Origin of the sequence: Anabaena subtropica FACHB-260, assembly GCF_014697105.1 — a bacterium.
Lineage (GTDB): Bacteria > Cyanobacteriota > Cyanobacteriia > Cyanobacteriales > Nostocaceae > Trichormus > Trichormus subtropicus.
The window spans coordinates 32,812-43,706 of the sequence record NZ_JACJRF010000049.1; the positions used below are offsets into that span (position 1 = coordinate 32,812).

At 39.8% G+C, this 10,895-nt stretch carries 4 protein-coding genes; all 4 read left to right on the top strand.

The annotated features are described in order from the left end of the window. Window positions 1–369 precede the first annotated feature (369 nt). The 4 genes from H6G18_RS20975 (at window position 370) to H6G18_RS20990 (ending at window position 10,689) form a co-directional block, all read left to right on the top strand. Entirely contained in the window at window positions 370–1,179 is an 810-nt protein-coding gene (locus H6G18_RS20975; RefSeq protein WP_190409037.1) for a pentapeptide repeat-containing protein, read from the top strand. Window positions 1,180–1,388: 209 nt separating this feature from the next. Continuing rightward, window positions 1,389–2,858: a pentapeptide repeat-containing protein gene (locus tag H6G18_RS20980; protein WP_190409038.1), complete on the top strand. Its 1,470-nt coding sequence runs from the start codon at window positions 1,389–1,391 to the stop codon at window positions 2,856–2,858. A 1,388-nt stretch (window positions 2,859–4,246) separates the two neighbouring features. Beyond that, entirely contained in the window at window positions 4,247–5,578 is a 1,332-nt protein-coding gene (locus tag H6G18_RS20985; RefSeq protein WP_190409039.1) for a P-loop NTPase fold protein, read from the top strand. After that, window positions 5,554–10,689, top strand: coding sequence for a WD40 domain-containing protein (locus H6G18_RS20990; RefSeq protein WP_190409040.1), 5,136 nt, complete (start codon window positions 5,554–5,556; stop codon window positions 10,687–10,689). The genes H6G18_RS20985 and H6G18_RS20990 overlap by 25 nt, the downstream gene beginning before the upstream one ends. Window positions 10,690–10,895 lie beyond the last annotated feature (206 nt).

Consider the following 10,895-nt stretch of genomic DNA (forward strand, 5'->3'; position numbering starts at 1 on the left):
TGGAAACCCACGCACATACTTGGCTACCCTACCTGTATTTCTAACATCAAATAAAAATCATATATGTAATATCTATTTTTAAATTAGTAAATATTGATGACAACTTAATATTTAAATTATATAGCGATTTCTAGCTAAGTGAGGTATGTCATCTAACTATTTTTTTGTTACAAAGTATCAAGTAAAAAATGAATTATGCTCATATAAAATGCCCAAAAACTATTAGAGTATTAATTGATATACGCTGCTAAAACAAGTATTATTTTTTAGTAGTAAAATAAATATTATCATTACAATCACGAATACTCAAATTTTAAAAATATAGGCAAAATAGCAAATAAAACTAATCTCTTAAATATTCCCTTGTTTATGTTAAATATAATTTTTAATGTTTATCGTACAGTCGCAGGGCAGATACAACATAATCACGCTTTTGTAGGAGATATCATCAATGAGATGGTTTTTCCTTGTAAAGAAATACAAAGTTTTTCCCCACGGGTGGGGCGGGGAAAAATTGCCCAACGCTTAAAAATAGCAATAGAATACTTGCACCATGAAACAATAGAATCCCGACTGAAAGCAGTTTATGAGTTAGAGCAGATAGCTCAAGATTATCCACAACATCACTGGTTAATCATGGAAGCTCTCAGCAATTTTGTACGCCTTAATGCTTTTAATATTTCTCCAGCACAGTTAAACACTGGCTCAACATCACCACTTCATGCAGAAATTCAAGCCGCTTTAACTGTGATTGCTCAGAGGGATAGAAAACAAGACCCAGAAAATAAACAATTAGATTTAAGCCATGTTGATATAAGAGGAGCAAATCTGAGAAAAGCCAATTTAGAACAAGCAAACCTCTATCGTGTTAACCTCTCTGGCGCAAACTTAGCTGAAGCTAATCTTTGTGGGACGATTCTTAGCGCCGCCGACTTATCTGGCGCTAACCTTGCTGGCGCAAATCTATCTGGCTCAATTCTCAGTGCTGCAAATCTGACTGGTGTAAATCTCACAGGAGCTAATTTGTCTAGAGCAAGTTTATATTTAGCTAATTTGCAGGAAGCAATCTTAAATGAGACAATATTTAATGAAGCAAATCTACGAGATGTAAAATTTACGACTACCGAAATCAGCAATGGTAATTCGGTAAGCATTCGTCATCCAAAATCTAAAAGTTAGAATGAATAAGATATCAATTCTGATTTTTCTCATCCCTTGCTGGATTTTGACTTCTGAATTCTTACATAATCCTTAAATTCCTTATTCCTGTGATCATTAAAGCATTAATTAATGCACTGAGTACGATATTTAAATTTAGATTTAAATGGTGTATTATTTTCTAGAAAACACATGAGTATTCATTGTGTGTGGTAAGGAATGATACGATTATGCCTGCTAATAAGACAGATAAATTATGGCGCTGGTTGATTGGCATAACCGTTATATTTGCCGTTAGCGTGGCTATTATTTTATTTGCATCCTCAAATTCTGAAGGATTAAGTATTCAACAAAAATTACAATCTAGAAATCAAGCCTTAACAACTACTGCCATCATTTTTTTGGGATTGGGAGTGATGATTAACGCTTACTATGCAGCCAAGCGTGTGGATGCGATAAATAAAAGTGCCTTAGCTGCTGAAAAGAACGTAGAAGTCAGTATTCAAAATACCAAATTATCTGAAGATAGATTAATTTCAGAACGTCTGATGACGGCGATTACCCAACTTGGACATGAAAAAATTGAAACCCGAACAGGCGCAATTTATGTCTTAGAAAAAGTCGCGCAGGATTTTCCCCAAGAACACTGGACAGTTATCGAAATCCTTACAGCTTTTATTCGTGAGAATGCTCCTATTCGGGAAATAGAAGAACAAAAAGAAGACGACTCACAGCCAACATCTTTGAATAGATATAAGTACGGGGAGCGTCAAACACCACAGTTGCGTTTGAATATTCATGAAGAATCGCCAAAAATTCGCAGGGATATTCAAATAGCCTTGACGGTCATTGGACGACGTAATTACTTACAAGAAGAAGAAAATAAAAAACTCGATTTACGTAATATTGATTTGAGGCGAGTAGAACTGTTGGGAGCCAATTTACAACGAGCAGACCTGCGTGGTTGTGATTTTCGGGGGGCTGACTTACGTGGTTGCGACCTCAGTGGAGCAAATCTTGATAGTGTTAAGTTTGCTGGTGCTATTCTTTTTGAGGCTACTTTATTAAAAGCTAATTTGCAAGGAGCAGATATACATGGAGCAAACCTGAATCGCGCTGACCTTTGTGGCGCAAATTTGCGGGGTGCTAATCTGATGGGTGCAAGTCTGCGTGCAGCTAACTTACAAGGAGCCAATCTTTATAAAGTTAATTTGCAACAAGCAATACTCAAGTTGGCTAATCTTTCCGGTGCAAAGCTGTTTTTGGCTAACCTACAAGGAGCAAAACTTGGTAAAGCTAATTTATATCTTTGTGGCTTAATCGGTGCAAATTTACAAGGTGCAAATCTTAATGGTGCAAATCTTAATGGTGCAAATTTAAATGCAGCAAAGTTACAACAAGCAGAAATTTTATTTGCTGACTTCACTGAAGCTAGTTTGACAGAAGCGGATTTGTGTAAAGCTAATTTGATGGGGGCAAATTTACAAAGAGCCAGTCTGTATCAAGCAAATCTTTCTCAGGCTAATCTTGTTGGTGCTAATTTATCTGATACTAACTTTTGTGATGTCAAATTAGCTGGGGCAATTCTCACAGGAGTCAAAAATTTAAAGCCACAACAACTTAGCATGGCATTTGGCGATCGCACAACTCGCTTACCTGATAATTTTGAAATACCAATACATTGGCGACAATCTAGTTAACTTAGCAAGAAACTTATTAAAACCAAGGACTCTGTTCTTTATCCCAACACTCGTTTTGATTCCAGGTTCGACCTGTATACTCACATTCATATTGGTCGTCAATCCAAGGAAGTGAAGTAGGATAACTAGACTTAGTAAAGGAATTAATGTAGAAAAACAGAGCTTGAATAATTGCAATACTAGCTATGAATAGTAAACCTGAACAGGTACCATATATTATTAACTTAAGTAGGATTACCCAGTATAACTTGCCTTTTCCATTATGCAAGCGGTCTTTCATAATGTTTTCTCAGTATTTCAGCATGAGTAGGTTACGAAGTTGCGGTACTGATAAATCCTTCACACTTATTGGGTGACAAGAATTATTTTTTTAATTGAACAACCATAGTAAGTTTTTTTGAAAATAGTTGTACCTAAGTAAGTCTACCATTCTTCATATTAAAAAAAGTATATAAATATAAAGTTTTCATAGTATTTAATTTATGGGTTATGAAATGCTTATCTGATTTTTTTAAAATCTAGAAATTCATGAAATAAAAAATATAAAATTTTCTACCTCAGCAAATTAAAGCGAGATAACAGGGTAATTGGGAAGTTTACAGATTGAGATTTTATTTTTTACAGATATAATATTTAAATCTAAATTTGTATAATCTTCACATTTATTAAGTGTAATACCTCTAATAAGCAGCTATTTTGTTTTTCAGGTAAAGAAAAGCCCCTTTTATTAAGGTTTTTGTAAAGAAATTGTGAAAATTAGGGGATTTTCCTTAATCACTGAAGTCGCAAGAGGCTAAAAGCCTCTAATCTCTTTTTTCAACTCACGAGGCTGCAAGATACGGACAGACTGTACTCAAACGTACTTTTTTAGCTATGAAATATTTTTAAAATTTATAAAGGCACATTAAGAGACCATTTATAAAGTAAATCTTAAGTAGGGGAAGCAAAAAGCGGTGTAGATGTTCTTCCCGCTTTATTGCCGTTGTGTTACGGCTATGAAAGGATTTGTGACTTAGAGACAAGACAATTTAGCCGTAACGCACCATCCGTGAGGCGGTGCGTTAGGCGCAAGGATATTTATTTCGTGACCAATCATCTTGGAAATCAGCGCCTAACACACCCTACAATAATTTTATTTTTGCTTTATAAATAACCTCTAAAGTGGAAATTTTATAATTTGTGATGTTTATAAAATTTTGCCTGATTGAGTAACAGATAGAATTACTATGTGCTAAGTCCGAATCAGAAATCAAATTTCCCGTGAATATTGTTAAATTGGTCAGTAATTTGTGCAATGAGTGCTGAATCTAGAGCATAAATTGCTAAAAATTCCTATATTTTATTCAGTAGTATTAATCTTACCCCTTGTTCAGTAGATTTAACTAGTTATGCCCTTAGACTTAAAAAGATTTTATCAAGCTTCTAATCCAAGCAGACCTCTGATTATGGGCAATGCTAGCGATCGCCGATACTATATCGATTTTGCGGCGGTACGGGGCGGTAAAATCATTGAGGCGTTACTGCGTACAATTACGAGAATATCACCGGATGCCCCCACCTGTCAGCTATTTACGGGGCATCTTGGCTGTGGCAAATCCACAGAATTATTACGACTGAAAGCCGAGTTAGAAGAACAGCAATTTCACGTAGTTTATTTTGAGTCTACCCACGTCTTAGAAATGGCAGATGTGGATGTAACTGATATTTTACTAGCGATCGCCGGTCAGGTGAGCGAAAGTTTAGAAGCCATCAAAATCCGCCTCAAGCCTAACTACTTTACTAAGTTATTTGGGGAGGTGGTAGATTTTCTGCAAACGCCGATTGAATTGGGTGTGGAGGGTGAGTTATCCATAGGAATTGCCAAAATTACCGCTAAGACGAAGGAAAGTCCCCAATTACGGCGACGGTTGCGAGATTACTTAGAACCACGTACACAAAATATACTGCAATCTATTAACTTAGAATTACTAGAACGGGCGAATACAGAACTGAAAGCCTTGGGAAAAAAGGGATTGGTGGTAATTGTCGATAACTTGGATAGAGTAGCAATTCGACCTTTACCATCCGGGCGATCGCTCCCAGAATACTTGTTTATTGAACGGGGTGAGCAGTTACGTAAACTCAACTGTCATGTAGTTTACACCATTCCCTTGGCTTTAACTTTCTCCAACGATAGCGCCGAACTGCAACATCGCTTGGGGGGTGGGGTAGCGCCAAAAGTTTTACCGATGATACCTGTACGCCTACGGTCTGGGGAGATTTTTACCCAGGGATTAACACTGATGCGACAAATGGTATTGGCGAGGAGCTTTCCTGACATTACCCCTGGCGATCGGTTAGGCTTAATTACAGAGGTGTTTGATAGTTTAGAAACATTAGATAGATTGTGCTTGATCAGTGGTGGTCATGTACGTGACTTATTAGGGTTGCTGTTTGACTGTCTGCGGGAACAAGACCCACCTTTTGGGCGGGAGTGTGTCGAATTAGTCATTCAAAGACAAAGAGACTACCGCGCCAACGCCATTGACCCCCATGAATGGGAGTTGATTTTTCAGGTGGTACAACAGCAGAGAGTGAGAGGTGATATTGAATACCATACATTGTTGCGGAGCTTATTTGTTTTTGAATACCGCGACCATCAAGGAGCTTGGTTTGCTGTCAACCCAGTTATAGCGGAGACACAAAAATTTAAATCATGGCTGAAGGATACCCACCAGTAGATATCAAGATAGCAAACGAGCGTGCTTTCAAGAGTTTACAAAGAGCGATCGCACTGTCTCATGATAATTTTTCTGTAGCCTTAGTTTACTGTAATTATCGTGTCTTGCAAGAGCGAATACTGCAACGACTCGATGAAATGGCGACCGATACTTACATTCAAAAAGTTGTCCTCCCCCCCAATACCAGAAGCTTTTATACAACCCTCCACTTTAATACCATCCCTGGACAGGAACCACCATCAGCCTTGATGGTATTGGGCTTAGAGTCAGTTGATGAAATTGACGATTTACTCAGAGCAATGAATCATATCCGGGATGAATTGCCTAAATGTCATTCATTTCCGATGATTTTTTGGGTGAATGAAGAAGTTTTACAAAAGGTGATGCGTTTAGCGCCGGATTTCGCTAGTTGGGCGGCGACACCAATCCGGTTTGAAATGACAACGCCGGAGTTGCTGCAATTTCTCCAACAAGAAACTGATTCCTTATTTGCCAAAGTCTTACCCAAAAATATCGGACAACACCAACAGCCACGAGTCGGTGATAATTACTCTACCTTAGAGCAAGTTTGGGAACATAGTAATGAACTACACTATGCCATTGCCGAACTGCATGAGCGCGGGATAACCTTAGAGCCAGAATTAAACGCCAGTTTAAAATTTGTGTTTGGCTTAGATAATTATGTCAGCGATCGCATTCATCATGCCTTACATCATTTTCAACAAAGCCTGCAAGTTTGGCAACAACTGGTCGAGATAGAAGATAAAGAACAGAGAAATTCTTCCCCCACTTTCCCCACTCCCCCTACTCCCCCATCTTCCCCATCTCTCAGACAGGCAGTTTTACAATACTACATCGGACTATGTTACTGTCGTTTAGCCGAACAGAATCAGCTAGATAATCGCCGTCATTGGGAAACAGCAAAATTTTACTTTCAAGAGTGCTTGGAAATTTTGGAGATAGCCAATAGACCAGATATTGCAGGTGAATTTATTGGTCAGTTTGCCGAAGTTTTAGAACATCTGCAAGCCTGGGATGAATTACAGACTGTGGCTGAAAAAGCCCTGGAGTTACATCATACTTACGGTAATCAGATTCAACTAGCTTGTGATTATGGTTTTCTGGCCCAGGTGGCGCTACAGCATTCGCGCTGGGTGCAAGCGAGCATTTTGGCGCACGTATCACTGTTAAAATTAAGCGAAGCGCAAAAGCACAGTGATAGTGACTCCCATCATGGCTTATTTCCCTTGCTGTTGGCACAGATATATTACCTAATTTTAGCGAAAGCACAACAAAAGTTAGGTGATCAGACAATTGCAGAGGAATATTTAGATAAAGCTACCAAAGAATTACCCGTAGCCTTAGAAAATAGCGCCCATCAATATGATGCCCACCGTTATATTAGACTGTTGCGGACATTGCGATCGCTCTATTTTGAAGCAGGCAGATATCTAGAAGCTTACGGGATTCGACAAAAACGCCGTTCTGTCGAACAACAGTATGGCTTGCGGGCTTTTATCGGTGCGGGGAGGTTACAACCTCAAAGACAGGCGACCAATCCAGCCTTGATGTCACCATCAGCAAGCAGTACTGTGGCTTTAGAAATTGCGGCTTCTGGTCGAGAACAGGATATTAATAACTTAATTGGCAGAATTAGTCGGTCTGACCAAAAACTGATTGTGATTCATGGCCCTTCTGGAGTGGGGAAAAGTTCCACTGTCACGGCTGGTTTAGTCCCAGCATTACAGAATCGAGCGATCGGTGATCAAATTGCTGTGCCTGTAGTATTGCAAGTATACACCGATTGGGTACGAGAATTAGGCAAATCTTTAACTGAGGCGGTGACTCACATTCAAGGAGAAACCCATATTTCCCCAGATATTTTATCCACACCCACACCGGCGATAGGTATAGGCAATGCTAGACCGATGGCGATCGCTGATATATTAGGACAACTACGCCAAAATGCCAATAACCATCTAATCACCGTTTTGATTTTCGACCAGTTTGAAGAATTTTTCTTTGGTTATAGTGATGATCGGCAACAAAAACAAGAGTTTGATCAATTTTTGCATCAATGTCTGAATATATCTTTTGTCAAAATTATCCTCTCCATCAGAGAAGATTATTTACATAGATTATTAGAATTTAAACATCTTTCCCGCCTGGAAGCAATTAATAATAATATTCTCGATAAACATATCCGCTATCAATTAAATAATTTTTCTCCAGAATACGCCAAAGCCGTTATTCAGAAATTAACAGAACGTTCTCAATTTAATTTAGAACCAGCCTTAATTGATGCTGTAGTTGAAGATTTATCTACCGAATTAGGAGAAGTCCGCCCCATAGAATTGCAAGTAGTCGGCGCACAAATCCAAGATGAGCGCATCAATACCTTAAAAGAATATCAGCAATATCGACCAAACAAACTTATAGAGAGATATATTAAAGAACTCCTCAAAGACTGTGGCCCCGAAAATGAACGTGCAGCTTTACTAGTTTTATATTTATTAACAGATGAAAGTAACAAACGACCTTTTAAAACCCGTGCAGAATTAACCGCCGAACTAGCAGAATTAGAAGACCCAGACAAATTAGAACTAGTCTTAGACATTTTAGTTAGCTCTGGTTTAGTCGTATTATTTCCTGATGTTCCCGAACGCTATCAACTCATTCATGATTATTTAGTAGACTTGATTCGCTACCTCCAACAACAGGAATCCAGCTTACAAGCACAACTTGACCAACTGCGCCGCAAAGCCCAACAAAGTCAAAGTGAAATTGAGCGCCTCAAAAGCGAACTCAGGCAAAAAAAGCAGCAATCCCAGATCACAGTTACTTATCCCCAGCAGGGATTAGATTTAGTTACCCAATTGCGGGAATTACGCAAGCGAGAAGAACTAACTCAACTAGAAATTGAACAATTACGGGCAGAACTCAAAGAGAAAGAGTTAACAGCCCAACTAGCCGAAAGTCAGAAACAACAAAGGTTGAGTGAAGCTAAAGTAAATCGTTCACTGAAAATAGCCTTGACAGTTTCCTGTCTCGCTATCTTGGGATTAAGTGTTTCTATTATTACCGCCGTAGATAGCGAAATTAGAACCCTCAGTGTCTCCAGTGAAGCTTTGTTTGCTTCTCAAAAAGGTATCGATGCTTTAAAAGAAGGTGTCAAAGCCGGGAGAAAACTGCAACGGGCTATTTGGGTAGACGCTCACACCAGAGAACAGGTACAAACAGCACTGTATCAAGCCGTTGTGGGAGTCAGGGAACACAACCGTTTAGAAGGACATACCGCAGGGATAAACGGTGCTGTATTTAGCCCTAATGGTTCCCTGATTGCTTCCGCCAGCGCCGATAATACCATCAATCTTTGGCGTAATGATGGCAGTTTAATCAATACATTGTCCCAACACACCAACGTGGTTAATAGTGTCAGCTTCAGCCCTGATGGTTTATTGATTGCCTCTACTAGCCAAGACAAGACAGTAAAATTGTGGAATCGAGTCGGGCAATTAGTCACAACTCTAGAAGGTCATGAGGATGTAGTCAATAGCGCCAGTTTTAGCCCCGATGGAGAAACTATTGCTTCCGCCAGTAGCGACAAGACTATCAAGCTGTGGAATCGAGAAGGGAAATTATTGACAACGTTAAAAAATCATGGTGATGCAGTTTTGGGTATAGCTTGGACAGGTGATGGTCAAACTCTCGCTTCCGTGGGTGCTGACAATACCATCAAGCTTTGGAGTCAGCAAGGTCAACTACTCAAAACCTGGAAAGGTCATGATGATGCAGTCTTGGGTGTAGCTTGGTCGCCTAATGATGAAATCATCGCTACGGCTAGTTTTGACAAGACCGTCAAACTGTGGAATCGTCAAGGTAATTTATTGCGAACCCTATCAGGACATACGGCGGGAGTTACAGCCGTTACATTCAGTCCTAATGGTGAAACCATCGCCTCTGCAAGTATAGATGCAACATTGAAACTATGGAGTCTCCAAGGTCGGCTGTTGGGAACATTAAAAGGACATAACACCTGGGTGAATAGTGTCAGTTTTAGCCCTGATGGTCGCACCCTCGCCTCTGGTAGTCGAGATAAAACGGTGACACTCTGGCGATGGGATGAAGTGCTATTGCGAAACCCCAAAGCCGATGGTAACGACTGGATAACTAGTATTAGTTTTAGCCCTGATGGTGAGGCTGTGGCGGCGGCGAGTCGAGATAAAACCGTGAAAATCTTGCATCGCAATGGGAGATTACTCAACACCTTTAAAGGACATAAAGATTCAATTTGGGGTGTTGCATGGTCGCCAAATCAGCAGATGATAGCCTCAGCCAGTAAAGATAAACTAGTGAAGTTGTGGAATCCGGATGGTAAACTACTGCATACCTTACAAGGTCACAAAGATGGAGTTTTAGCTGTAGCATGGTCATCAGATAGTCAAGCGATCGCTTCAGCTAGTAAAGATAAAATGGTGAAGTTGTGGAGTCGAGAAGGAAAACTACTCCACACCTTACAAGGTCACACCGATGCAGTCAATTGGGTCAGTTTTAGCCCTGATGGCAAGTTGTTAGCCTCCGTCGGTGATGATACCACCGTCAAGTTATGGAATCGAGAAGGTCAACTACTCCACACCCTCAAAGAACATAGCCGCCGAGTCAATGGGGTAGCGTGGTCGCCAGATGGACAAATTTTAGCTTCTGCAAGTATCGACGGCACAGTTAAACTGTGGAATCGGGATGGTAGCCTATTAAGAAATCTTCCTGGTGATGGTGATAGTTTTATCAGTGTCAGCTTTAGTTCTGACGGTCAGATGTTAGCCGCTAGTAGTGATGATAAAGTCAGGCTGTGGAACCAGAAAGGAACCTTGCTCATGGTCTTAAAAGGTGACAAAGAAGAATTAACTAGTGTCACCTTCAGTCCTGACAGTAAGATTTTGGCAACAGGTAGCGGTAATGGTCAGGTAATTTTCCAGAATTTAGCAGAGATTAGATTAGAGAATTTACTGGCGCGGGGGTGTGATTTACTACGGGATTATTTAAAAACTAATCTAGATGTGACAAAGAGCGATCGCACCCTCTGCCCTCATACTAGTAATAGATTAGACTAATATTTTTACTTTGTAAGTACAAAAATAAGCTGCTACATATAGCGCTTCTCGTTTGTATACAATCCACTCTGACCTCTCTCCAAACCTCTCTCCTACAAGGCTACGGTGTACACACAAGTTTGCCCAGAGCGAGTTTCCAGCCAAAAAAAGTGGATTCAAATTGCTCAAGACCGCGAACCAAAGTAGTAATACCAGGAGGTTTTTGA